The organism is Enemella evansiae (genome assembly GCF_002250705.1).
GTDB classification, from domain to species: Bacteria; Actinomycetota; Actinomycetes; order Propionibacteriales; family Propionibacteriaceae; genus Enemella; species Enemella evansiae.
Genome location: NZ_NMVP01000012.1, coordinates 68,475 through 90,981 on the forward strand (window position 1 = coordinate 68,475; position 22,507 = coordinate 90,981).

The window sequence follows — 22,507 nt, forward strand, 5'->3', positions numbered from 1 at the left end:
AGGAAACATGTCCAAGCGCATCCAGGTCGAGAACCTGAACATCTACTACGGCAAGTTCCACGCCGTCCAGGACGTCAACATGACCATCGAGCCCCGCTCGGTGACCGCCTTCATCGGCTCCTCGGGCTGCGGCAAGTCCACCGTGCTGCGCACCCTGAACCGGATGCACGAGGTGATCCCCGGCGCCTACAGCGAGGGCCAGGTGCTGCTCGACGGCGTCGACCTCTACGGCAAGGGCGTCGACGCGGTGGCGGTACGCCGACTGGTCGGGATGGTCTTCCAGCGGCCGAACCCGTTCCCCACCATGTCGATCAAGGACAACGTGCTCGCCGGGGTGAAGCTGAACAACAAGCGGATGAGTTCATCGGCCGCCAACGAGCTGGTGGAGAAGAATCTGCGCGGCGCGAACCTGTGGGACGAGGTCAAGGACCGTCTCGACAAGCCCGGCTCGGGCCTGTCGGGTGGCCAGCAGCAGCGGCTCTGCATCGCCCGCGCGACCGCGGTGAACCCCGAGGTGATCCTGATGGACGAGCCCTGCTCGGCCCTCGACCCGATCTCCACGCTGGCGATCGAGGACCTGATCCAGGAGCTCAAGGAGAGCTACACCGTGGTGATCGTCACCCACAACATGCAGCAGGCGGCCCGGGTCTCGGACAAGACCGCGTTCTTCAACCTGGAGGCGACCGGCAAGCCGGGCAAGCTGATCGAATTCGACGACACCGCGAAGATCTTCTCCAACCCGGCCAAGGAAGAGACCGAGAACTACATCTCCGGTCGCTTCGGCTGACTCTTCTTGGTCGTCTCGCGCGCGGCGCGCCAACGGGAGGCGAGCGTCTGGCGGCGCGTCCCCGCGATGCAGGCACACCAAGGAGAAATCCCGCGTCCGGTGGCGTGACCACGCGCACACGCACCGTGTGGATTTCGACGACTGGGCCGAAGAGCGGGGTCATGGCGCGCCGCGCGCGAGCCGACGACAAGCGCTCCCGGTAGGATCGGGACACGATGATTCCTCGCTGTCCCCCGCCGCTGCGGCGTGCCCTCACGGCCCCGCTCGCGGTCGCGCTGGTGGGCGTACTCGCGGCCTGTGACAGCACGCCGGCACCGGTCCTGCCCACCCCGAGCAGCGTGTACGCCTGCCCGCCGGGTCAGCTTCAGGTGGAGGGGGCCACCAGCGAGGCGGGGATGATGAACTCCTACATCGCCTCCTATGCCGAGACCTGCCGGAACGCCTCGACCGTGGTGTGGACCACCAGCGCCGACTCCGGGCGGACCAGCTTCGTCAACGGCCTGGTCAACGTCGCCACCTCGGAATCCTGGCTCAGCAACGACGAGGTCGCCGCCGCGCAGCGCCGCTGCCAACAGAACCCCGCCTGGCATCTGCCGACCACCGCGAGCCCGGTGGCGATCGTCTTCCGGCTGGACGGGGTGGAGCAGCTCACCCTCTCCCCCGAGACCCTGGCGATGATCTTCTCCGGCCAGTTGAACCGTTGGAACGATGCCCGGATCGCCCGCGAGAACCCGGGGGTGACCCTGCCCGCCCAGGCGATCCAGGTGTACTACCAGAACCAGCCCTCGGGGGCCTCCGAGGCGCTCGGCCGCTACCTGGCCCGGACCGCGCCGCTGAAGTGGAGCCCGCGCAACACCACCCCGAACTGGCGCGGCCAGGGCCAGGGCCGGGACCGGCCGGAGGATGTGGCGAGCTCGGTGGCCGCGCGATCGGGGACGATCGGGTTCTTGGAGACCGCCCAGCTCGGTGACGCGAACCGCCCCTCCGGTGAGCCACAGCTGGGCCGGGTCGGTATCGACGAGGGCCAGGGCCCGCTGCTGCCCACCCAGGAGGCCGCCAGCAAGGCGCTGCAACAGGCCCGCTTCCTGCCCGATGACCAGGGCAACGATCTGCGGATCGACCCGGCATCACTGTCGGGCGAGGGGGCGTACCCGGTGGTCGCGGTGACCTATCAGATCGTCTGCTCCCAGGGGCTCCCGGTCGAGGTGACCTCGCTCACCCGGGACTTCCTCGGCTTCATGCTCAACCCGCAGACCCAGTCCGGGCTGCCGGCGATCGGCCGGGTGCCGCTGCCGGACGAGCTGCGGCAACGCACCACCGAGGCGGTCGCCGCGATCCGCTGAACCACCACCGCGACCCCTATGCTGGGGCGGGCGTTGCAGGGAGCCGGAGACGGGGCGAAGACACAGGAGGAAGTCGGATGGGGATGGCCAGATGGGCCGTTGCGGCGAGCGCTCTCGTCCTGTCGGTGAGCGCCTGCGGTACCGCGACCGCACCGGGCCAACCGGGTGCCAGCACCACCTCGACCACGACCGCCGTGCCGGCGAACTGCCCGAGCGGGGTGATCAGCGGTGTCGGCCCCGCCTCCCAGGCCGAACCGACCCAGGAGATCCTCGGGGCGTACGCCGACCGCTGCGACTTCAAGAGCTCGGTCAGCTATCAGAACAAGAGCGCCGAGGAGGCCCGGCAGATGTTCGGCAACGCGCTGAGCACCTGGCTGACCGTCCAGCGGCCGTTGCCCGAAGCCGACGCGCAGCAGCTCGCCGCCCGCTGCGGCAACAACCCCATCTGGCATCTGCCGACCAGCGCGGCCCCGCTCGCGGTGAGCTGGAACCTGCCCGGAGTCGACCGGTTGACGCTCACCCCATCGGTGCTGGCGAAACTGCTCTCCGGTGCGATCACCCGCTGGGACGACCCGGCGATCGCACAGCTCAACCCTGACGTCCAGCTGCCGGGCATCCCGGTCACCCCGGTGCTGGCCACCGATTCCCCCGGGATCACCGCGACCCTGACCGGCTGGTTGACCAGCGCCGCCGGCCCGGACTGGCCGAACGGGGAGACCAGCGAGCCGACCGGGCCGGGGAAGCAGACCGAGAGCCTCACCGACAGCGTGTCGGCCCTGCTCGGTACGCCCGGGACGATGTCGGTGCTGCCGCTGTCCTACACCCGCACCAACTCGCTGCCCGCCGCCAGCATCGACTTCGGTGCCGGGCCGGTGGCGCCGACCCCCGAGACCGGCAGCAGGGCGCTGGAGGCGGTCGAGATCCCCGAGGGCAACGATCTGCGGCTCGAACCGGACTACCGGGCGAGCGCCGAGGCGTACCCGCTGACGGTGATCGGCTATCAGGTGGTCTGTTCGCGGGGGAACAACTCCAAGCAGGGGCCGGTGCTGCGCGACTTCTTCTCGTTCTGGACCACCCCGGCCGAGCAGCAGGCGCTCGCCGACCTGGGCCTGGCGCCGCTGCCGGAGGGGCTGCGCGGCCGGGTGTCCACCGCCGCCGGACAGATCCGGTAGCGGCCGCGGGTCAGCGGCGCGAGGAGGAACCCTTGCTGCCCGAGGAGGACGACCCCTTGCTGCCTGACGAGGAGCCCTTGCTGCCCGAGGAGGTGCCCTTGGTGCCCGAGGAGCCCTTGGTGTTCGACTTCGAACCCTTGGTGCCCGAGGACCCGTAGGTGCGGGAGCTGGTGCTGGTGTCGTCATCGGTGGTGCTGGACGAGCGGGCCTTGGTGGTGGCCGCGCGGGCCGGCCGGGTGGTGGCCCGGGTACGCTCACCGCGGTCGTTGACCGGGTAGCGGTAGTAGCGGTAGCCGGGCCGGCCGTAGTAGGCGGGCACATAGCTGGTCCGCTCGGCCCACACCCAGGTGTAGCGGGGTTCGCCGGGGCTCTCGCAGAGCTTGTCGTCGGCCCGGACCTCCTGCTGGGTGTCCAGGCAGTACTGCCGGTCGCCGACGTCGTTGCCGCAGGCGACCAGGCCGCCGGCGGTCAGGGCGGCAGCGGCGATCAGACCCAGGGTTCTCTTCGTGCGGTTCATGGCGAGGCTGACGATACTGCCCGCTCAGGGGTTCCCCCTAGGGGTTTCCCTGGCCCGGTCGGCTGGATCGCCCCACCTACACTGTCCGCGTGAGCAGCGCAGGTTGGTACCCGGACCCGGGCAAGCAGCCGGGGATGTATCGCTGGTGGGACGGCCAGACGTGGTCCGCGGCGCTCTCCCCCAATCCGAACGCCGCACCCCCGCACGGCGGCCTGGGCGCCCCGGTGACCGGGCCCGGTACGGCCCCGATCACCACCTCCGCGGGCACCTCCCCGGGTGCCGGCGCACCGGCCGGCGGCACACCGGCCAACCCCGGTACGCAGCCGATCACCACCACCCAGCCGCAACCGGGCCCCGGCGTACCGCCCCCGCCGCTGCCGCGCCGCAATCGCGGCGGGGCCGCCCTGTGGATCGGCGCGATCGCGGGCCTGGTCGCCGTCGTGGTGATCGCCTCGATCGCCATCCGGGCGATGACCGGCGGGAACGACATCGCGAACACCCCGAGCGGCAACTCGACCCGCAACGTCTGCCCGGCACCGGAGACCGTGCCGCCCTCGGGCGCCGAGCGGCCGACCCGCAACGGCCGGGTCTACGGCGGCCAGCTCTCCTATCCGACGCTGTCCCCGCCCTGGAGCTCGCCCTCGACCGAGACCCGGGTGCCGTTCGGCCGCAACGCCTGGACCCAGACGATTCTGGTGGAGCGCTACGGGGCGACCCAGTCCTGGGTGGCCTCGGTGCTGGTCGCCGAGTTGAACGCCGGCGACGGCTTCTACACCCCGCAGCGGGGCTCGGAGATCGTGGTGCAGTGCATCGTCGGCGCCTTCTACGGCGATTCGAAGGTGGATCGCAAGGACCGGGTGAATCGGGCCACCACCGTGCAGGGCAAGGAGGCGTGGCTGGTCGAGTCGCAGCTGACCTTCAACATCCCGAACCTGCAGACCAAGGGCGAGCTGGCGATCGTGCTGATCGTGCAGACCAGCGAGAACCGCTCCAGCATCTTCTATGCCTCGATCCCCGACACCACCCCGCAGTGGGAGGCACCGGCCCGCCAGGCGATGGCCGGGCTGACCGTCGACGGTTAGTTCGCGGGAGCGGTGCAGCTCGCCGCGCCCTGCTGGGCCTTCAGCGCCAGCACCCGGGCCGCGCTCTCGGTGACCTGCTGCGCGAAGGCCGGGTCGCTGGCCGCCTTGTCGCGCACCGCGGCGTACATCTCCCGCTGGATGCTCGGGTCGCCGTTGATCACCAGGTCCCCGCCGGCCTCCAGGAAACGCAGCGCGCGGTCGCCGGGGCTGACCGCGGCGACCTGTTTGGCCGCGCCCATGTCGTCGGAGATCACCACGCCGTCGAAGCCGAGGTCGTCGCGGATCATGTCGGTGACGATCACCCGCGAGAAGGTGGCCTGCTTGCCGGGGTCGATCTTCGAATAGATCGCGGTGGAGACCATCACCGAATCGGCACCGGCCGCGACCGCGTCCCGGAACGGTTTCAGGGCGGGGTCGGTACGCGTGGTCTGGTCGTCGGTGACGCCGCTCTGCAGGTCGGTGTTGCCGCGTACCCGGCCGAGGTTGGGGAAGTGCTTGACGCTGGTGGCCACCTCGGCCTCGGCCATCCCCTTGACGAAGGCGCTGGCCTTGGGGGCGACCTGGTTCGGGTCGGCACCGTAGCCGCGGCGCAGCGCCCCGACCGGTTCGTTGGCGCGGCCGACCGAGGTGGGCACGGTGTCGGCGACCGGTGCCAGGTCGTAGTCGATGCCGGCCTGCCGCAGTTCCTCACCCCAGGTCTTCACCCGCTGCTGGAGTTCCTCATCACCGAGTTTCGCCTGCTCGGTGGCCGCGGGGATGGTCTCGAAGCCCTCCCCCTTCAGGCGCTGCACCAGGCCGCCCTCCTGGTCGGCGGCCAGCAGCGGGCCGACGCCCTGCGGTTTGACGGCGGCGTCGCGGACCTGGTCGGTGAGCCGCTTCACCCCGGTACGCCCGGCGGTGGTGTTCTCCAGCAGCAGCACGCTGCCGGCGTTGGTCTCGCGCAGCACGCTGCGGAAGGACTCGTCGACCGGTGAGGTGGCGCCCTTGCCGACCATGAAGAGCTGGCCGACCTGTTCGGGCTGGGTCAGCTTCGCCGCCACGTCGGTGCAGGTCGGCACGGCCGGGGTCGGGCTCGCGGTCGGGCTGGGCGCCGCGGTCGGGGTGGCCGCGGTCCCGCTGCCGGTGCCCGGTGCACCACCGGGGGCGGGCGCGGTGCCGGCCGGCTGTCCGGCGGACTGGCCCGCCGGCGGCGTACCGCAGGCGACCAGGGTCAACGACAGTGCGGGCAGGAGCAACAGGCTGGTGCGACGCATGGGCCCCACCATAGGGGGCGCGATCTACTCGTCGACCGGGTCGGGTTCGCGCTCGTAACCCTCCAGCGGCAGCGCGAGCAGCGCGTTCTCCACCACCTCGGTCAGCGCGGGGTGGATCCAGTACTGGCCGCGGGCCATCTCCCGCGCCCGCAGCCCGGTGCTCATCGCCTGGATCAGCGGCTGGATCAGGGTGGAGGCCTGCTCCCCGATCAGGTGCGCACCGAGCAGGACACCGGTGTGCGGGCAGGCGAGCAGTTTGCAGAAGCCTTCGGTGTCCTCCATCGCCCAGCCATAGGCCACCGCGCCGTAGTCCTGGACCGACTTCACATAGTCGCGGCCCTGGGCCTGCAGCTCCTGTTCGGTGGCGCCCACCGAGGCGATCTGCGGGTGGGTGAAGACCGCGTGCGGGATCGCGTCGTGGTTGGTGCTGATCGGGTCGTCGGGGTGCAGCAGGTTGTGCTGCACGACCCGCATCTCGTGGTTGGCGACGTGCTTGAGCTGCCAGGGCGAGCTGACATCGCCGAGTGCGTAGATGCCCTCGGCGGTGGTGCGCTGCTGGTCGTCGACCTCGACATAGCCGAAGGCGTTCATCGCGACCCCGGTGGCGGACAGGTTCAGCAGGTCACCGTTGGGGATCCGGCCGGTGGCGTTCAGCACCACCTCGGCGCCGTACTCGTATTCGATCCCCTCGGCGTCGGTGGTCACCACCAGCGCCCCGCCCTCGTCCGGCTCGAGGCGCAGCAGCTGCTGGTTCAGGCGTACCGGGATGCGCTTGGAGAGCAGTTCGGTGAACCGCTGGGACACCTGCCAGTCCTCGTAGCGCAGCAGCGCGGCGGAGCGGTTCACCACCGTCACCTTCACCCCGAAGGAGGAGAAGATGTGTGCGAACTCGGCCGCGATGAAGCCGCCGCCGATGATCACCATCGAGCGCGGCAGCTTCGCCAGCCGCATGATCGTGTCCGAGGTGTGCACGGTGACCTCGTCGGCGCCCGGGACCTGCAGCAGATGCGGCCGGGAGCCGGCGGCGATCACGAACCGGTCGGCGGTCAACTTGCCGCCGGCGACGCCGAGGGTGTGGTCGCCGACGAAGCGCCCCTCGCCCTCGATCAGGGTGATGTTCTCGTTCTGGATCCGCCAGTCGCGCCCGGAGCTGGAGATCGCGTCGATCCGGCCGAAGATCCGGTCGCGGATCTCGTCCCAGTCGGCCTGGCCGGGTTCGAGGCGTACGCCGAGCCGGGTCGCCTCGTCATAGGCGTACGCCAGATCCGCCGGTCGGACGAACATCTTGGTCGGGATGCAGCCGACATTCAGGCAGGTACCGCCGAAGTGACCCTCGACCCCCTTGTCGACCAGGGCGACCTTGTATTTGTTGAATCGCTCGTCCAGCAGGGAATTCCCTGATCCCGAACCGATCACGCACAGGTCGAAGTGGGGCAGCTCCATGGGCGCCAGTCTGCCACTGCTGTGGCCTCGGTGTACGCCGCGGGATGGGACGCCGGAAAATGCGGCTCGATCGCAGATCGGGTCGGGAATCGGGGCAGATGGGCATCGAGCCGCAGATTCTGGCAGCTGCGCGATGACATCCCCAACAGATCCGGGGCCTGTTGCAGATATGAGGGTGATTCGCAGCCGGGATGACCGGCGCTCGGTGCGGAAGGGGATGCGGGACGGCACCCTGACCAGGATCCTGCCAGGGGTGCACGCGACGGAGGTGAGCCCCGATGCGATCTGCCGGGCCATCGCGGCGGCGGACCCGACCGCGGTGGTCCTCGGGCTGGGTGCGCGCTGGCTCGGTTGGCGACCCGATCTCCCGCCCTCGGAACCGCTCATCGTCGCGAGTACGCGCCGGTTGTCGAGCGACTTCCTGCGCACGGTGGAACGCCGTGTCCCGACCGAGTTCCAGCAGGAGAACGGGATGGTCCGGTTCAGCAGTCCGGAATACACCGCGGTCGATCTGATCCCCGATCTCGGGGGTGAAGTGGTCGATGACGTGTTGCGGGTGGTCGGCGGTGAAGGCGGTTCGCAGAACCTCCGCGCGATGTGGGCGGCGCTGGATTCGATGCCGGGCCGTCGCGGGAATCGGCTGCGGCGAGCCATCCTGCGGGAGTCCCGCGATCGTCCGTGGTCCGAGGCCGAGCGGAAGGTGCACCGCCTGCTGCGGGATGCGGGCATCACCGGTTGGCAGACCAACGTGTCGGTTCGCGCGGGTGGCCGACGCCATGTCGTCGACCTGGTCTTTCCCGCGGAGCGGATCGCGGTCGAGGTCGACGGCTGGGAGTTCCACCAGAGTTTCACCGCCTTCACCCGGGACCGCGCCAAGACCAACGATCTGCAGACCGCCGGCTGGGTGGTCCTGCGGATCACCTGGGCCCAGATCGAGAAGGACCTGCTGCGCTGGCTCCGACCGATCCTCACCGCACGGCGGTGACCAACGGCTGCCAGAACTTGCGGCTCGATCACGAATCCCGGCCGATTCGGGGCCGGGTCGTGATCGAGCCGCAGATTCTGACAGGGGGCGAGCAGGTGGGTGCGCGCTCGCGTCCGGACTAGTTCAGGTGGTCGATGGCGGAGCCGAGGACCGGGCGCCACTCGACGATCCGGACCTCCTTGACCAGACCGTTCGTCTGGTAGGGGTCCTCCGCGAGGATCGCGGCGACGGCCTCCCGGGATTCACCGCGGAAGATCAGCAGGCCGGCCGGCGGTTCTTCGCTCGGGGGGTACGCACCGCCGGCGAGCAGGCCGTCCTGCTTGGCCAGGTAGTCGCGGTGGTCCGGGCGGACCTGCATCCGCTTGTCGGTGTCATCGTTGTAGAGGTAGTGCACTGCATAGGTCGGCATGGCGCCAAGAATAGGACCACTAGGCTGGCCGGCATGAGCGTCTCGAACGGTCCCACGTTCCCCCTGCACGGCACCGCCCTGGTGACCGGTGCCTCCTCGGGTCTCGGTGCCCATTTCGCCGACTTCCTGGCCCGCAGCGGCGTCGATCTGGTGCTCACCGCGCGCCGCGCGGAGGCGCTGGCCGAGAACGCCGAACGGATCCGGGAACGGCACGGGCGGCAGGTGACGGTGATCCCGGCCGACCTGTCCGATCCGGCCTCCCGCGCCGAGCTGCGGCAGCGCCTCGACGACCTCGACACCCCGATCGACATCCTGATCAACAACGCCGGCCACGGCACCGCCGGTGACTTCGTCACCCTGCCCGCGGAGCGGGTCAGCGCCGAGGTCGAGCTCAACTGCGTCGCGGTCACCGAACTGGCCCGGCACCTGCTGCCCGGCATGGTCGAACGCGGTTACGGCGCGGTGGTCAACGTCGCGAGCGCTGCGGCGTACCAGCCGATCCCGTCGATGGCGGTGTACGCCGCCACCAAGTCCTATGTGCTCAGCCTGTCCCAGGCGCTCTGGTCGGAGACGATGGGCACCGGGGTCCGGGTGATCGCGGTCTGCCCCGGGCCGACCGACACCGATTTCTTCGTCAACACCGGCGAACCGGAGGCGATGACCTGGCGGCGCAGCCCGGAACAGGTCGTGCAGTCCACCTTCCGCGCGCTCTACCGCAACCAGCCGAGCGTCGTGGACGGCAACGTCAACACCGTCACCGCCAAGCTCTCCAAGGTGCTGCCGATCCGGTTCGTGCTGCCGATGGCTCGGCGCTACGCCACCCCGCGCAAGCGCTGAGCGAGCAGGTGCCAGCCCCAGAACAGGGCACCCAGGCAGACCAGGACCAGCGAACCGGTCGCGAACTGCAGCAGCGAGCCGGTGATCCGCGGCACCAGCAGGGCGGTGATCGCGGCACCGATCAGCAGCTGCAGGAAGCCGACCCCGGAGGCGACCGCCCCGCGCTGCCGCGGGAAGAACTCCATCATCCGCAGCTGGTTCGCCGGTAGCTGCACCATCATCCCGAACGAGAGCAGCGCCAGCGGCAGCACCGCGAACGGCAGCGCCGGCGCCTGCAGGGCGGCCAGGCTCACGTTGATCAGCCCGCCGAGCAGCGCGACCCCGAAACCGAGGCTGACCACCCGATCCCTGCTCAACCGCGCCGCCAGCCGGCCCGACGTCCAGGACCCGGTGATGATGCCGGCGATCAGCGGGACGAACAGGATCCAGAAGTCCCGCTCCCCCTTGCCGAGCAGTTCCACCACGAACAGCGGCGCCCCGCCGATGTAGGTGAACATGCCGCCGAAGCCCAGGGCGGAGGCGAGCGCCATCCGCAGGAAGGTGAGGCTGCCCAGCACCCCGCCGAGCGAGCCCAGCACCTTGCCCGGATGCAGGGGCGTACGCCGCTCCCGCGGATGGGATTCGGGCAGGCTGATCGCACAGAGCATGCAGACCAACCCGTACCCGGCCAGGAACCAGAAGATCACCGGCCAGTCGCCCAGCTTGAGCAGCCAGCCACCCATGATCGGCGCGATCGCCGGCGCCAGCCCGAAGATCATCTGCACCTGGCCCATCGCGCGCTGCGCCGCGGGTCCGGTCAGCAGGTCCGGGATCACCGCCCGGGCGACGATGGTGCCGCCGCCGGCGCAGAGGCCCTGGATCACCCGGAAGACCAGCAGTACCGGCAGATTCGGCGCCAGTGCGCAGCCGACCGAGGCCAGGGTGAAGATCGCGGTCGAGGCGATGATCACCGGCCGCCGACCGAGCGCGTCCGACAGCGGCCCGTGGAACAGGCTCATCACCGCGAACGCCAGCATGTAGACGCTGGTGACCTGTTGCATGGCGGCCGCGTCCACCCGGAACTCCGCACCCATGCCCTGGAACGCGGGGAAGATCGTGTCGGTGGTGAACGGCCCGAACATCGACAGCAGGGCCAGGATCAACGTGACCCGGATGCCCGGGTGGCCGGTCCGCCTCTCGCCCTCGTGGGGCGCTGGACTCACTTCGCGTACGAGTGCAGGCCGGAGACCAACAGGTTGATGCCGACGAAGTTCCACCAGAACGAGGCCATGCCGATCAGGGCGATGATCGCGGCCCGCTTGCCCTTCCAGCCGGCGGTCGAGCGGGCGTGCAGGTAGCAGGCGTAGATCACCCAGGTGACCAGCGACCAGGTCTCCTTCGGATCCCAGCCCCAGTAGCGACCCCAGGCGTACTGGGCCCAGATCGCACCGGCGCAGATCACGAAGGTGAACAGCGGGAAGGCGAAGGCGACCAGCCCGTACGCCACCCGGTCGATCTTCTCCGCGGACGGCAGCTTGGCCAGGTAGCCGCGGATCACCTCATTGCGCTGCTCGGCGCGGGAACGGATCAGATAGAGCACCGAGGCGACCCCGCCGACGGTGAACGCGGCCCCGGCGATGGTCGCAGCGAGGATGTGGAAGGCGAACCAGACCGAGTGCAGCGAGGGCTGCAGCGGACCGATGTCGACGTAGAAGACGGTGACCGCCAGGCCGAGCGCGATGGTGGCGAACATCGTCACCGGCAGTCCCAGCCAGCGCATGTCGAAGCGCATCGCCGCGACCAGGTAGGCCGTCACCGCGAAGATCATCGAGGTGGTGCTGAACTCGTACATGTTGCCCCACGGCAACCGGTCGGCCGCCAGCCCGCGGAACACCACACCGACCACATTGCAGATCAGCGCGACGACGGTGAGCGCGATACCGATCCGGCCGAACTTGTCGGTCCGCAACCGGTCCTTGTCGGTCTCCCCGTTGACCACCGGGCCATCGGGGCCATCGGTCGTCGCGGTGGTGTCCGCGCTCCCGGTGTCCGGGTCGGCTCCCGCCTCGGCGCCGGCACCGGCGGTGACCAGGGTCCGGTCGCGGAGCCGCCGGCGGCGTACCACCGGGGCGCTCGCGTTCTTGGCCGAGGCCCACTCCGCGGCATGTGCGAACACCGCCAGCAGGTAGACCACCGCCGCGGTGACCATCGCCAGCATCGAGTAGTTGCTGTAGTCCATTGCGTCCTCCCAGCCGCCAATCTAATCCGTCTTGTCGTCTTCGACCGCATCGGCCAGTGCGAGGACATCGTCCTCCAGCCCGGTCCGGGCGTCGGCCCGGTCCAGGCCGGCCACATCGGCGGTCCCGTCCGGGCGTACCCGGACCCAGAGCCGCCGGGGCCGGATGAACAGCGACAGGCACAATCCGGCGACGCCGATCATCACCGAGCCGAGCGTCAGCGGCATCCCGGGGGTGCTGGAGACCTGCAGGGTCACCCAGCGCTGGTAGCCGTCGAAGCTGATCGAGCCCTGCCCTTCGGGCAGCGTCCAGGTCTCCCCCGGCTTCAACCGCTCCCGCAGCAGATCGCCGTTCGCCTGCTTGAGCTGGGTCATCCCGGTCTTGTCGAGGGAGTAGACGTTCTCGGGTACGCCGTCCTCGGCGCGCGGCGGGCCGACCCAGGCGTTCAGATAGAGCGCGGGGTTGTAGGTGTCGGGGAACAGCGAGCGCGGCGCCGCCGAGTCGACCGGCGCGGTCGGCACGAACCAGCCCTCGAAGGCGAGCCGCTCGGGGCGGGCGTCGGGGGCCTTCACCACGCCCTGGGAGTTGAACATGCCGTCCTGGGGCAGGAAGATCACCGGCCCCGACCAGGCCACATTGCCCTGCCCGTCGCGCACGGTGACCTTGGGGGCGTACCCGTGGCCGAGCAGGTGCACCTCCGCACCGCGGACGTCGAGCGGCCGGTTGACCTGGATCACCGCGTCCCGCGGGGTGGCATTCGGGCTGTCGACGACCCGCACCTTGGCGGTGAACTCGGTCGGCTGGCCGGTGTTCACCGGGCCGGTCTCGAACAGCACCCGGAAGTCGTCGATCAGCACCGAGAAGGGCGGCAGGTCCTGGTCGGTGAACGCCGCCCCGGAGCGGATGTCGTCGTACTGGCTGAGGTTGTTGGAGAAGCCGCTGCCGACCAGCACCGTCGAGGTGCCGCGATAGCCGAACAGCACCCCGATGGCGATGCCGAGCAGCACGAAGACCAGCGAGGTGTGGAAGACCAGGTTGCCGAACTCGCGCAGATAACCGCGTTCGGCGGAGATGCTGCCGTCGGCGTCATCGCGGCGAACCCGGAATTTCTTGCTGCGCAGGAATTCCTCGGCCCGGTCCAGGGGGTCGGCGGCCGCGGTGACGGTGGTCGAGGCGGGCAACCGGGTCAGGTTCCGCGGGGTGACCACCGGCTGGGCGCGTACGCCCTTGGCGTAGGTGATGATCCGCGGAATGATGCAGCCGACCAGCGAGACCAGCAGCAGCAGATAGATCGCCGAGAACCAGGGCGAGGTGTAGGCGTCGAAGAAGCCGAGCTTGTCATAGATCGCGCCGACCTGCGGATTCTCGGCGAGGTAGGCCTTCACCTTCAGCGGCGAGGTGGGCCGCTGCGGCAGCAGGCCACCGGGGATCGCCGCGAGCGCGCCGACGAAGAGCAGGGTCAGCGCGGTCCGCATCGAGGTCAACTGGTTCCAGCAGAACCGCAGGAACTCCAGCGGGGTCAGGGTCCCCGCTTCGCGTTCTGCCACTCGATTTCCTCCCACTCAGATCACGGTCCCGAAGTTCAGCGCCCACTGCCGGACCACACCCATCAGCGCGTCCCACCAGCCGGTGAGCAGCAGGATGCCGACCAGCACCATCATCGCCCCGCCGAGCCGCAGCAGCGCCCGCTGATGCCGGCGGACGAAGGCGACCACCGGCTTCATCCGGGTGAATGCGACCGCGGCCAGCACGAAGGGGATGCCGAGGCCCAGGGCGTACGCCAGCGAGAGCAGTGCGCCGCGGGTCGCCGAGCCCTCGTTGAGCGCCAGGGTGAGCACCACCGACAGGGTCGGGCCGATGCAGGGCGTCCACCCGAGCCCGAACAGCAGCCCGAGCACCGGGGAGAAGGCGACCCCGACCTTCGGCATCCGATGGATCCGCAGCTCCCGCTGCCCCAGCGGCACCACCCCGGCGAAGATCAGCCCGAGCAGGATCGCCAGCACCCCGAGCACGATCATCAGCGGCCGGGAATAGGTCAACAGCAGCGATCCCAGGCCGCCGAGCAGGGCCCCGGTGGCGACGAAGAAGAGCGCGAAGCCGAGCACGAAACCGAGGCTGCCGAGCAGCATCCGGCGGCGGCTGCCGCGCTCCTCGATGACGTCGGCGGCGCTCAGCCCGGTCGCATATGACAGGTACCCGGGCAGCAGCGGCAGGACGCAGGGTGAGAAGAACGACACCAGCCCGGCCAGGGCGGCGACCGGGATCGCCAGCAGCAGCGTCCCGCCGACCGCGTTGGCCGCCCAGCTGCCGATGTCGAGCATGAGCACGGTCCCGGTCACTTCCCGGCGGCGGTGTCGTTGACCAGCCCGACCAGGGTGGTGGTGTCGACGGTGCCGATCACCCGGGCGGCGACCCGGCCCTGCGGGTCGATGACCAGGGTGCTCGGGATGCCCGAGGGCGGCAGCTCCCCGGAGAACTGCAGCAGGGTGCGACCCTCGGGGTCGTAGATCGAGGGATAGGTGACCCCGAAGTTGCGGACGAATGCCTGCGCCGGTGCCGGGTCGGGGTCGCGGGTGTCGATGCCGATGAAGACCGCGGTGTCCTTGGTCTGCTGGTGGGCGGCGACCAGGTCGGGCGCCTCCTTGCGGCAGGGCGCACACCAGGAGCCCCAGACGTTGATCACCACGACCTTGCCGGGATGGGAGGTGGTCAGCTGCTCCCCGTTCAACCCGGTGCCGCTGGCCTGCGGGGCGGGTTTGCGCTGATCGGGCGGGACCCGGGTGAGGCCGGTGCTGCCGGCGACGAAGCCGGTGCCCCCGCCGCCGCTCACCGAGCTGCTGCAGCCGGTGATCAGCAATGCGCCGGCGGTGGCCAGAAGGCCGCCGAAGGCGCGGCGGCTGAACGGGGAGTCGGTGGCGGACATCAGGCTCCGGCGACGAACTTCTTGGGGTTCTTGTTCTTGGCCGGTACCAGGTCGATCGCCGGTTCGGCGTAGTCGACCCGGGCGACCCGGCCGTCGATCACGGTGAACGAGGTCAGGCTGGCCAGGCTGCACTGCCGCTTGCGCGGGTCGTGCACCAGCGGGCGGCCCTCGGCGTCCAGGCGGGCCATCCAGATCGGCAGCTGGTGCGAGACGATCAGCGCCTCGTGGCCCTCGGCGGCAGCGGCCGCGTCGGCGATCGCGGCCCGCATCCGCGGCACGATGTGCTTGTACGCCTCACCCCAGCTGGGGCGCAGCGGGTTGTAGAGCCGGCGCAGTACGGCCGGCTGCAGCAGCTGGGTCAGCTTGCCGGTGAACACCCGCCCGGCCAGCGAGTTGCCGGCCTCGATCACCCGTTCGTCGATCACCGGTTCCAGCTGGTGCTGCTCGGCGATCGGGGCCAGGGTCTCCCGGGCCCGCTCCAGCGGGGAGACGCGCAGGTGCACCAGGTCGAAGCCGGCGGTGTGCTCGGCCAGCCGCTGGGCCATCTGCCGGCCGATGTCGGAGAGGTGGTAGCCGGGCAACCGCTCGTAGAGCACGCCGTCGGGGTTGTCGACCTGGCCGTGGCGCAGCAGGTGGACGATTGCCTTGGACATGGTGCGTGGCTCCTGGGGTCTCGGCCGGTTGTCGGTGATCGATGGTCAGACGCGAGCGGCCGCGGCGGCCGCCCTGGGCAGTGCGTCAACTATACGTGCGAGCGCCGCATCGTCATGGGTGCTGGAGAGGAACCAGCCCTCATAGGCGCTCGGCGGCAGGTAGACCCCGGCGTCCAGCATGGCGTGGAAGAAGGCGGCGAAGCGGTCGGTGCGCTGGGTCTTGGCGGTGGCGTAGTCGGGGACGGCGGTGACGGTGTCGTCGGGGGTGAAGAAGACCGAGAACAGGCTGCCGGCGTTCTGGATGACATGCGGTACGCCGAAGACCGAGAGCGCCTTGGTGACCTCCTCGCGGAGCCGGGCGGAGGTCTCGCCGATGTGGGCGTAGACGTCGTCGGTGGCGAGCCGCAGCGTGGTCAACCCGGCGGCGACCGCGACCGGGTTCCCGGACAGGGTGCCGGCCTGGTAGACGTCACCGGCCGGAGCGAGTCGCTGCATCAGCTCGCGGGAACCGCCGAAGGCCGCGGCCGGGAAGCCGCCGCCCATCACCTTGCCGAAGGTCATCAGATCCGGGCGTACGCCGTCGATGCCGAACTGGCCGGCCGGGGAGACCCGGAAACCGGTCATCACCTCATCGCTTATGAACAGCGCACCGTTGGCGTGGCAGATGTCGCGCAGGAACTCGTTGAAGTTGGTGCCGTCGGCCGCGTCCACCCCGGGCGGGACGACGCCCATGTTGCCGGCCGCGGCCTCGGTGATCACGCAGGCGATCTGGTCGCCGTACTCGGCGAACAGCTGGCGGACCGCGTCGCGGTCGTTGTATTCGCAGACCAGGGTGTCGGCGGTGGTCGCCGCGGTCACCCCGGGGCTGCCGGGCAGACCGAGGGTGGCGGCACCGGAGCCGGCGGCGACCAGCAGCGAGTCGACGTGGCCGTGGTAGCAGCCGGCGAACTTGACGATCTTGTCCCGGCCGGTGACCCCGCGGGCCAGCCGGAGCACGCTCATCGTCGCCTCGGTACCGGAGCTGACCAGGCGTACCTCCTCGACCGGGGTCCGCTCGATGATCGCCTCGGCGAGCTCGACCTCGGCCTCGGTGGGGGCGCCGAAGGAGGTGCCGTCGACGACCACCTTGCCGACCGCGGAGAGCACCGACGGGTGCGCGTGGCCGAGCAGCATCGGCCCCCAGGAGCAGACCAGGTCGATGTAGTCGTTGCCGTCGGCGTCGTAGAGGTGGGGACCCGACGCGCGCTGGATGAACCGCGGCGTACCGCCGACCGACTGGAACGCCCGGACCGGCGAGTTCACCCCTCCCGGGATGACCTGCTGGGCGCGTTCGAACAGTTCAGCGGATCGGGTGGTCTGCACCCGGGCATTCTAGTTGCGCCCGACCGCCGTTCACGATTCGAGGGACTGCGGTTCCGGTCACATCCGAGGGGAGGGTTCCGCCCCGCCGCCGGATGCCGGTGCGCGGCAGGTCTCGAGGATCAGATCGGTCAGCCATCGTTGCGCCGCCGTCTGCCTCGAACGGTCGTGGTGATAGAGCGCCGTCTCGGCGTGCGGCACCTGCAGCGGGTGCGCCAGCACCTTCAATCCGCCGCGACGTCGTTCCAGTTCGGCCAGGAACCGAGGAACGACCGCCAGACAGTCGGTATGGCGCACCACGTCGGGTATCCCCCCGATCCGCGGCACGTGCAGCACGGTCCGCAACTGCGGGAACCGCGCTTCGGCGATCGCGGTCGGCGCGGCATGACCGACCTCGGAGGCCAGGCCGATGTGCGGTTCGGCGGCGAACTCCGCAGCGCTGAGCGTCTCACCGATGCGCGGATGGTCGACGGCGGCGAGCACCACGTAGTCATCGAACAGCAGCGGGCTGCGCTGCACCCCGGGCAGCTCCAGCCGCTGGGAACAGATCACACCGTCCACCTCGCCCCGATGCAGTGCGCTCTCCACCCGCGCGACGACCAGCGGCCGGATCTCCAGCAGCGCCTGCGGAGCCCGGTCCCGCAGCGCCGGGATGATGATCGGCAGGAACGCCCGCTCCCCCAGATCGGTGAGCCACAGCCGTAACCGCATCGGAGCGACAACCGGATCCACCGCATCGATCGTCGACAGCGTGGCTTCCAACTGGTCCAGCCCGGCCCGGAGGCCCGGATAGAGCTCACGGGCCCGCGGAGTGGCGACCACACCCCGTCCGGAGCGGACGAACATCGAATCCCGGTACGCCGTCCGCAGGCGCTGCAGGGCGTGGCTCACGCTGGGCTGGGAGATCCCCAGCCGCCGGGCCGCGCCGGTCACGCTGCGCGACTCGTAGATCGCGCAGAAGACCCGGATCAGATTCAGGTCGGCGGTGGCCTCGGGCACGAGCGGATCCTACCGGCACATATAGACAGCATCTATGTCTGAATAGCCATTCATCGCTGGTGCATGTGATGGACCACCGGTTAGCGTTCCGGCACCGACGTCGCACCGAGGCGACGCGAGAGCGAGGGAACGTCGTGAAGACCGTCCGCGAAATCACCCATGATCTGCTGCTCGCCCGGGGCGTGCGCACCATCTTCGGCAATCCGGGCTCCAACGAGCTGCCGTTCCTGACCGGCCTGCCGGACCGGCTCGACTATGTGCTCGCCCTGCACGAGGGCGCGGCGCTCGGGATGGCAGACGGGTACGCACAGGTCACCGACGAGCCGGTGGTGGTCAACCTGCACGCGGCCTCGGGCACCGGGAACGCCATGGGAGCGCTGACGAACGCCGCCCAGTCCGGCAGCCCGCTGGTGCTGATCGCCGGCCAGCAGGTGCGCGGCACGATCGGGCTGGACGTCATGCTGGCGAATCTGGACTCCACCCAGCTGACCCGGCCGTTGACCCGCTGGAGCTCCGAGCCGGCCTGCGCCGAGGACGTCCCGCGCGCGGTCAGCGAGGCGGTGCTGCGGGCGGTCACCGCGCCCGGCGGGCCGACCTATCTGTCGGTCCCCTATGACGACTGGGACCGCGAGGCCACCGCGGACGACTCCCGGTTGCCCCAGCGGGTGGCGCCGGCCACTCCGCGACTGGCCGAGGAGACCGTGGCCGCCATCGCTGCCCGGATCGATGCGGCCGAGCGGTTCGCGCTGGTCCTCGGCGCCCGCACCGACACCACCGAGGGATGGGCCGCCAGCCGGGCGCTCGCGGAGGCCGTGGACGCCGATGTCTGGGTCGCACCGTCGGCGAGCCGGATGCCGTTTCCCAACCGGCATGGCCAGTTCCGGGGCGTCCTGCCGGCCGCGATCTCCGGCGTGTCCGAGGCGCTCGCCCCCTACGACCTGGTGCTGGTCGCCGGCGCGCCGTTGTTCCGGTACCACCAGTACGCCCCCGGGCGGTACCTGAGCGACGGCGTCGACCTGGTGCACCTCACCGACAACCCCGACGAGGCGGCGCGGGCCCCGTTCGGGGAGAGCCAGCTGGGCGATCCGGTGGCCGCGCTGGCCGCGATCGCCCAGCGGGTGCGGCCCCGCCCGAACGAGCGTCGCGAGCAGTGGCAGCCGGTCGGCGAGGTCCCCGCGGAAACGCCCGAGACGCGGAAGCTGAGCCCCGAAGCCGCCTTCGCGGTGCTCCACGACACGGCCCCGGCGGACACCTGCTGGGTGGTCGAGTCGACCTCCACCAACAGTGCGTTCTGGTCCCAGATGGACCTGCGACAGCCCCGCAGCTACCTGTGGCCGTCGGCCGGCGGGCTCGGCTTCGGCCTGCCCGCCGCCGTCGGCGCCAAGCTCGGCCAACCGGACCGCCCGGTGGTCGCGGTGGTCGGCGACGGCTCGGTCAACTACACCCCGAGCGCGCTGTGGACGGCCGCCCAGCGCCGGCTCCCGATGGTCTTCGTCGTCCTGAACAACGGTGGTTACGGCGCGCTGCGCTGGTTCGCCGACGTGCTCGGAATCGACGACGCCCCCGGCCTCGACGTCCCGGGGATCGACTTCGTCGCACTCGCCCGCGGTTATGGCCTGACCGCCTCCGCGGTGGGCACCGTCGGTGACTTCGAGGCGGCCTTCCGGACGGCGTTGGCCGCCGACGGCCCGACCCTCATCGAGGTGGCCACCGCTCCCTCCACCCCCTGACCGACTACCGCTCGACACGAGAACCAAGGAACCACCATGTCCACACTCACTGTCGACAAAGTCGTCGACAACGCCACTCCAGGGCGCCTGCATCTGCGCGTCATCATCCTCTGCACGCTGCTGATGATCGTCGACGGATACGACATGGTCTCCTACGGCACCGTGGTGAACGCGCTGATGCGGGATTGGTCGCTGTCCCCCGTGCAGGCCGGTTGGCTCGGATCGGCAGCCCTGATCGGCATGCTGATCGGCGGGCTCCTCCTGGCCCCGCAGGCGGACCGGTGGGGCCGTCGGCCGATGCTGATCGGATGTCTGATCGGTTCCTCGGTGTTCACCGCTGCCTGCGCGCTCGCGCCGGGGTTCCTGCCGCTGTTCCTGAGTCGGACCGCGGTCGGCATCTGCCTCGGCGCACTGGTCGCCAACTTCACCGCACTCGTCGGCGAGTTCGCGCCACGGCGCTTCCGCGCCCTGATGGTCTGCCTGGTGTCGAGCAGCTACTCCGCCGGCGGCATCGCCGCCGCACTGGTCGCGCTGCAGGCGATCCCCACCCTCGGCTGGCGAAGCGTCTTCTGGATCGGGACGGTCTCGATCGCACTGCTGCCGTTCCTGATCGTCTGGCTCCCGGAGTCCCCGGCGTACCTCGCCCGCCGGCCCGAGCGCCGGGTCGAACTCGATCGCCTGTTACGCGGGCTCGCCCCCGAGCTCGACCCCGCCGCCGTCTCCGCGGGCACCGCATCCACCGGCACCGATCCCGGCCCGGCAGAGCCGGCCGACGCGCGGACCCGGCAGTCCCGGGCGCCGGTGGTCGAGCTGCTGCGGGTCGGCGGAACCGTCGGCACGGTGTCGCTCTGGGTGGTCTTCGCGATGGCGATGCTGCTCAGCTACGCGCTCAACACCTGGCTGCCCTCGCTGATGACCGCCGCCGGCTACCCGTTGGCATCGGGCCTGATGAACCTGGTGATGTTGAATGTGGGCGGGATCATCGGGGCCCTGGTCGCCGGCTACCTGGCCGATCGGATCGGTACCCGGCGGGTGATCACGATCTGGTTCCTGCTCGCCGCCGCCTCGCTCGCATCCCTGGCCCTGCGACCACCCGGGATGTTGCTGTCGGTGCTGCTGATCATCGCCGGCGCCTGCACGATCGGCACGCTCGCGATCACCCACGCCCTGGCCGTGGAGCACTATCCCGCCCATGTCCGCTCGACCGGCATCGGCTGGGCGGCCGGCATCGGACGGATCGGCGCCATCGGCGGACCCGTTCTCGGTGGCGCGCTGCTCGGCCTGGCGCTCCCGTTCCAGGCCAACTTCGTCGCCGCGGCGGTGCCGGGGCTGATCGGTGCAGCCGCGGTATCCCTGGTGCGTGCCGTGCGCCGTGATTCCGCCACCGCCGACACCGATCGGACCGGTGACATCGAGATCGCACTGACCGAACGCCCCGCGACCCCCGCGGTGCCGCTCAGGGAAACCGACCTGAGAGAAGGAGACGACAGCTGAGTTCGATGGGTACCGACCACCTCGAGGACTGATGAACGGGCGGCCGGGGCATTCGGCGCGGTGCGATCACCAGGTCACCTCGAGCGAGTTCAGGCCGTAGAAGGCGCTGTAGAGCCGGTAGTCACCGGGTTGCTCGGGGTCGGCGAGCGCCAACCGCGGGAACCGGCGCAACAGGGCGGGGAGCGCGATCCGCATCTCCAACCGACCCAGTGGCGCGCCGATGCAGTGGTGCAGACCGTGGCCGAAGGCGACGTGCCCCGGGGCGCCGCGGGAGATGTCCAGCACCTCCGGGTTCGCCACCAGGGCGGGGTCGCGGTTGGCCGCCAGCGGCGACGGTGCGACCAGCGATCCGGCCGGGATGGCGTGCCCGGCGATCTCCACGTCGGTGGTGGTGATCCGGAACAGCGTCGGCACGATGGCCAACCAGCGGAGCAATTCCTCGACGGCCGGCCCAACCGCGTCCGGGTCGTCACGGACCGTCGCCAACTGGTCGGGATGGCGCAACAGGGCCAGCACCGACAGGCCCAGCATGTTCGCGGTCGTCTCATGGCCGGCGATCAGCATCAGACTGGCGATGCCGATCAACTCGTCGGTGGACAGGTCGTCTCCGTGCTCGCGGACCAGCATGCCCAGCAGGTCCTCACCGGGATCGGCCTGCGTGCGAGCGACCAGGCCGGTGAGATAGTCCCGGTCCTCCTGCAGCGCGGCATTGCGTTCGGTGGCGGTTGCCGAGACGTCCAGCATCCGCGCGGTGCGGTCCTGGAATGCGTCCCGGTCGGCATACGGAACCCCGAGCAGTTCGCAGATCACCAGCGAGGGCACCGGCAGCGCGAAGTGCCGGATCAGGTCGGCCGGTCGGCCCGCGTGCTCCAGATCGTCCAGCGCGGACTCGACGATCTCGGTGATCCGCGGCTCCAGTCGGCGCATCCGGCGACCGGTGAACTCCGGGGTCAGCATCCGACGCAACCGGGTGTGTTCCGGCGGGTCGAAGGTGATGAAGCTTCCGGCCCGCCGCCTGGCGTGCTCCTCCGCGGTCAGCCCCTCGGCGTCGGGAAATGCGGTGATCACGCTGCTGAACCGGGTCGCATCGGCCAACACCTCCCGCACGTCCTCGTGCCGCAGGATCAGATAGGCCGGTTCCCCGAACGGGCCCACCTGCCGCAGTACGCCCTGCTCCTCGCGAGCCCGGCCCAGGTCGTCGACCGGGTTCAACCCGTCGCGGCGCCGCATCTCCAGGGGCAATTCCGTCGCTTCGGTCATCACAAACTCCCATCCGTCGTCACTCACCAAACAGTTTAGTACACT

21 protein-coding genes are annotated in these 22,507 nt (G+C 70.3%); 8 read left to right on the forward strand and 13 right to left on the reverse strand.

Annotation, left to right across the window (positions count from 1 at the left end; translation table 11 throughout):
• Nucleotides 1-7: 7 nt before the first annotated feature.
• From pstB to BI335_RS08960, 3 genes are all read left to right on the forward strand, one after another.
• Nucleotides 8-787 (forward strand): phosphate ABC transporter ATP-binding protein PstB, encoded by a 780-nt coding sequence (pstB, locus tag BI335_RS08950; RefSeq protein WP_094357366.1) that lies wholly within the window; start codon nt 8-10, stop codon nt 785-787.
• 215 nt (nt 788-1,002) lie between these two features.
• Nucleotides 1,003-2,130: a substrate-binding domain-containing protein gene (locus BI335_RS08955; RefSeq protein ID WP_094430419.1), complete on the forward strand. Its 1,128-nt coding sequence runs from the start codon at nt 1,003-1,005 to the stop codon at nt 2,128-2,130.
• A gap of 77 nt (nt 2,131-2,207) precedes the next feature.
• Nucleotides 2,208-3,302 carry a substrate-binding domain-containing protein gene (locus tag BI335_RS08960; protein ID WP_094430422.1) on the forward strand — a complete coding sequence of 365 codons (1,095 nt, stop codon included), beginning with the start codon at nt 2,208-2,210 and terminating at the stop codon, nt 3,300-3,302.
• Nucleotides 3,303-3,312: 10 nt separating this feature from the next.
• Here BI335_RS08960 and BI335_RS08965 read toward each other — a convergent pair whose 3' ends face one another.
• Complete coding sequence (locus BI335_RS08965; protein ID WP_094430424.1) at nt 3,313-3,819, reverse strand: hypothetical protein; 507 nt, start codon at nt 3,817-3,819, stop codon at nt 3,313-3,315.
• Nucleotides 3,820-3,908: 89 nt separating this feature from the next.
• On the opposite strand from BI335_RS08965, the gene BI335_RS08970 reads away from it, so the two are divergent.
• Entirely contained in the window at nt 3,909-4,901 is a 993-nt protein-coding gene (locus tag BI335_RS08970; RefSeq protein ID WP_144009102.1) for a DUF2510 domain-containing protein, read from the forward strand.
• On the opposite strand, the gene BI335_RS08975 is transcribed toward BI335_RS08970, so the two are convergent.
• Both BI335_RS08975 and BI335_RS08980 read right to left on the reverse strand, forming a co-directional pair.
• The gene (locus BI335_RS08975; protein ID WP_229119518.1) at nt 4,898-6,154 is read right to left on the reverse strand and encodes a glycoside hydrolase family 3 N-terminal domain-containing protein; all 1,257 of its coding nucleotides are present in this window, start codon (nt 6,152-6,154) and stop codon (nt 4,898-4,900) included. The genes BI335_RS08970 and BI335_RS08975 overlap by 4 nt on opposite strands.
• A gap of 24 nt (nt 6,155-6,178) precedes the next feature.
• Complete coding sequence (locus BI335_RS08980) at nt 6,179-7,591, reverse strand: mycothione reductase (protein ID WP_094430774.1); 1,413 nt, start codon at nt 7,589-7,591, stop codon at nt 6,179-6,181.
• 181 nt (nt 7,592-7,772) lie between these two features.
• Between BI335_RS08980 and BI335_RS08985 the strand changes: the two genes are divergently transcribed.
• Nucleotides 7,773-8,582 (forward strand): endonuclease domain-containing protein, encoded by an 810-nt coding sequence (locus BI335_RS08985; protein ID WP_172421811.1) that lies wholly within the window; start codon nt 7,773-7,775, stop codon nt 8,580-8,582.
• Nucleotides 8,583-8,700: 118 nt separating this feature from the next.
• On the opposite strand, the gene BI335_RS08990 is transcribed toward BI335_RS08985, so the two are convergent.
• Nucleotides 8,701-8,991, reverse strand: coding sequence for a YciI family protein (locus BI335_RS08990; RefSeq protein ID WP_172421813.1), 291 nt, complete (start codon nt 8,989-8,991; stop codon nt 8,701-8,703).
• Between the two features lie 33 nt (nt 8,992-9,024).
• Here BI335_RS08990 and BI335_RS08995 point away from each other — a divergent pair, with 33 nt between their 5' ends.
• Nucleotides 9,025-9,828: an SDR family NAD(P)-dependent oxidoreductase gene (locus tag BI335_RS08995; RefSeq protein WP_208109423.1), complete on the forward strand. Its 804-nt coding sequence runs from the start codon at nt 9,025-9,027 to the stop codon at nt 9,826-9,828.
• Here BI335_RS08995 and BI335_RS09000 read toward each other — a convergent pair.
• Genes BI335_RS09000 through BI335_RS09035 form a run of 8 tightly spaced genes read right to left on the reverse strand, consistent with a single transcriptional unit; the run spans nt 9,804 to nt 17,978 of the window.
• Entirely contained in the window at nt 9,804-11,030 is a 1,227-nt protein-coding gene (locus BI335_RS09000; RefSeq protein WP_229119266.1) for a multidrug effflux MFS transporter, read from the reverse strand. The two genes, BI335_RS08995 and BI335_RS09000, sit on opposite strands and share 25 nt — an antisense overlap.
• Complete coding sequence (ccsB, locus tag BI335_RS09005; RefSeq protein WP_094357382.1) at nt 11,027-12,046, reverse strand: c-type cytochrome biogenesis protein CcsB; 1,020 nt, start codon at nt 12,044-12,046, stop codon at nt 11,027-11,029. Before ccsB ends, BI335_RS09000 begins: the two co-directional genes overlap by 4 nt.
• A gap of 21 nt (nt 12,047-12,067) precedes the next feature.
• Nucleotides 12,068-13,591 (reverse strand): cytochrome c biogenesis protein ResB, encoded by a 1,524-nt coding sequence (gene resB / locus BI335_RS09010; protein WP_229119264.1) that lies wholly within the window; start codon nt 13,589-13,591, stop codon nt 12,068-12,070.
• 15 nt (nt 13,592-13,606) lie between these two features.
• A complete protein-coding gene (locus tag BI335_RS09015) occupies nt 13,607-14,365 on the reverse strand; it encodes a cytochrome c biogenesis CcdA family protein (protein WP_094357450.1) in 759 nt (252 codons plus the stop codon).
• Between the two features lie 14 nt (nt 14,366-14,379).
• Nucleotides 14,380-14,967 carry a TlpA family protein disulfide reductase gene (locus tag BI335_RS09020; protein ID WP_094357384.1) on the reverse strand — a complete coding sequence of 196 codons (588 nt, stop codon included), beginning with the start codon at nt 14,965-14,967 and terminating at the stop codon, nt 14,380-14,382.
• Complete coding sequence (locus BI335_RS09025; RefSeq protein ID WP_094399147.1) at nt 14,967-15,620, reverse strand: histidine phosphatase family protein; 654 nt, start codon at nt 15,618-15,620, stop codon at nt 14,967-14,969. The genes BI335_RS09020 and BI335_RS09025 overlap by 1 nt, the downstream gene beginning before the upstream one ends.
• A 45-nt stretch (nt 15,621-15,665) precedes the next feature.
• Nucleotides 15,666-16,982 (reverse strand): glutamate-1-semialdehyde 2,1-aminomutase, encoded by a 1,317-nt coding sequence (gene hemL, locus BI335_RS09030; protein ID WP_094430433.1) that lies wholly within the window; start codon nt 16,980-16,982, stop codon nt 15,666-15,668.
• 57 nt (nt 16,983-17,039) lie between these two features.
• Nucleotides 17,040-17,978 (reverse strand): LysR family transcriptional regulator, encoded by a 939-nt coding sequence (locus BI335_RS09035; protein WP_094430435.1) that lies wholly within the window; start codon nt 17,976-17,978, stop codon nt 17,040-17,042.
• A 134-nt stretch (nt 17,979-18,112) separates the two neighbouring features.
• Between BI335_RS09035 and mdlC the strand changes: the two genes are divergently transcribed.
• Complete coding sequence (gene mdlC, locus BI335_RS09040; protein ID WP_094430437.1) at nt 18,113-19,708, forward strand: benzoylformate decarboxylase; 1,596 nt, start codon at nt 18,113-18,115, stop codon at nt 19,706-19,708.
• 36 nt (nt 19,709-19,744) lie between these two features.
• Nucleotides 19,745-21,202, forward strand: a complete 1,458-nt coding sequence (locus BI335_RS09045; protein ID WP_094430439.1) for an MFS transporter — start codon at nt 19,745-19,747, stop codon at nt 21,200-21,202.
• A gap of 66 nt (nt 21,203-21,268) precedes the next feature.
• Here BI335_RS09045 and BI335_RS09050 read toward each other — a convergent pair whose 3' ends face one another.
• A complete protein-coding gene (locus tag BI335_RS09050; RefSeq protein ID WP_094430441.1) occupies nt 21,269-22,462 on the reverse strand; it encodes a cytochrome P450 in 1,194 nt (397 codons plus the stop codon).
• Nucleotides 22,463-22,507: the final 45 nt, after the last annotated feature.

Bases quoted from the DNA above. Each gene is read 5' to 3' on its own strand.
- pstB (WP_094357366.1), top strand. From the start codon at position 8: ATGTCCAAGCGCATCCAGGTCGAGAACCTGAACATCTACTACGGCAAG.
- BI335_RS08955 (WP_094430419.1), top strand. From the start codon at position 1,003: ATGATTCCTCGCTGTCCCCCGCCGCTGCGGCGTGCCCTCACGGCCCCG.
- BI335_RS08960 (WP_094430422.1), top strand. From the start codon at position 2,208: ATGGGGATGGCCAGATGGGCCGTTGCGGCGAGCGCTCTCGTCCTGTCG.
- BI335_RS08965 (WP_094430424.1), bottom strand. From the start codon at position 3,819: ATGAACCGCACGAAGAGAACCCTGGGTCTGATCGCCGCTGCCGCCCTG.
- BI335_RS08975 (WP_229119518.1), bottom strand. From the start codon at position 6,154: ATGCGTCGCACCAGCCTGTTGCTCCTGCCCGCACTGTCGTTGACCCTG.
- BI335_RS08990 (WP_172421813.1), bottom strand. From the start codon at position 8,991: ATGCCGACCTATGCAGTGCACTACCTCTACAACGATGACACCGACAAG.
- BI335_RS08995 (WP_208109423.1), top strand. From the start codon at position 9,025: ATGAGCGTCTCGAACGGTCCCACGTTCCCCCTGCACGGCACCGCCCTG.
- ccsB (WP_094357382.1), bottom strand. From the start codon at position 12,046: ATGGACTACAGCAACTACTCGATGCTGGCGATGGTCACCGCGGCGGTG.
- BI335_RS09015 (WP_094357450.1), bottom strand. From the start codon at position 14,365: ATGCTCGACATCGGCAGCTGGGCGGCCAACGCGGTCGGCGGGACGCTG.
- BI335_RS09020 (WP_094357384.1), bottom strand. From the start codon at position 14,967: ATGTCCGCCACCGACTCCCCGTTCAGCCGCCGCGCCTTCGGCGGCCTT.
- BI335_RS09025 (WP_094399147.1), bottom strand. From the start codon at position 15,620: ATGTCCAAGGCAATCGTCCACCTGCTGCGCCACGGCCAGGTCGACAAC.
- BI335_RS09045 (WP_094430439.1), top strand. From the start codon at position 19,745: ATGTCCACACTCACTGTCGACAAAGTCGTCGACAACGCCACTCCAGGG.
- BI335_RS09050 (WP_094430441.1), bottom strand. From the start codon at position 22,462: ATGACCGAAGCGACGGAATTGCCCCTGGAGATGCGGCGCCGCGACGGG.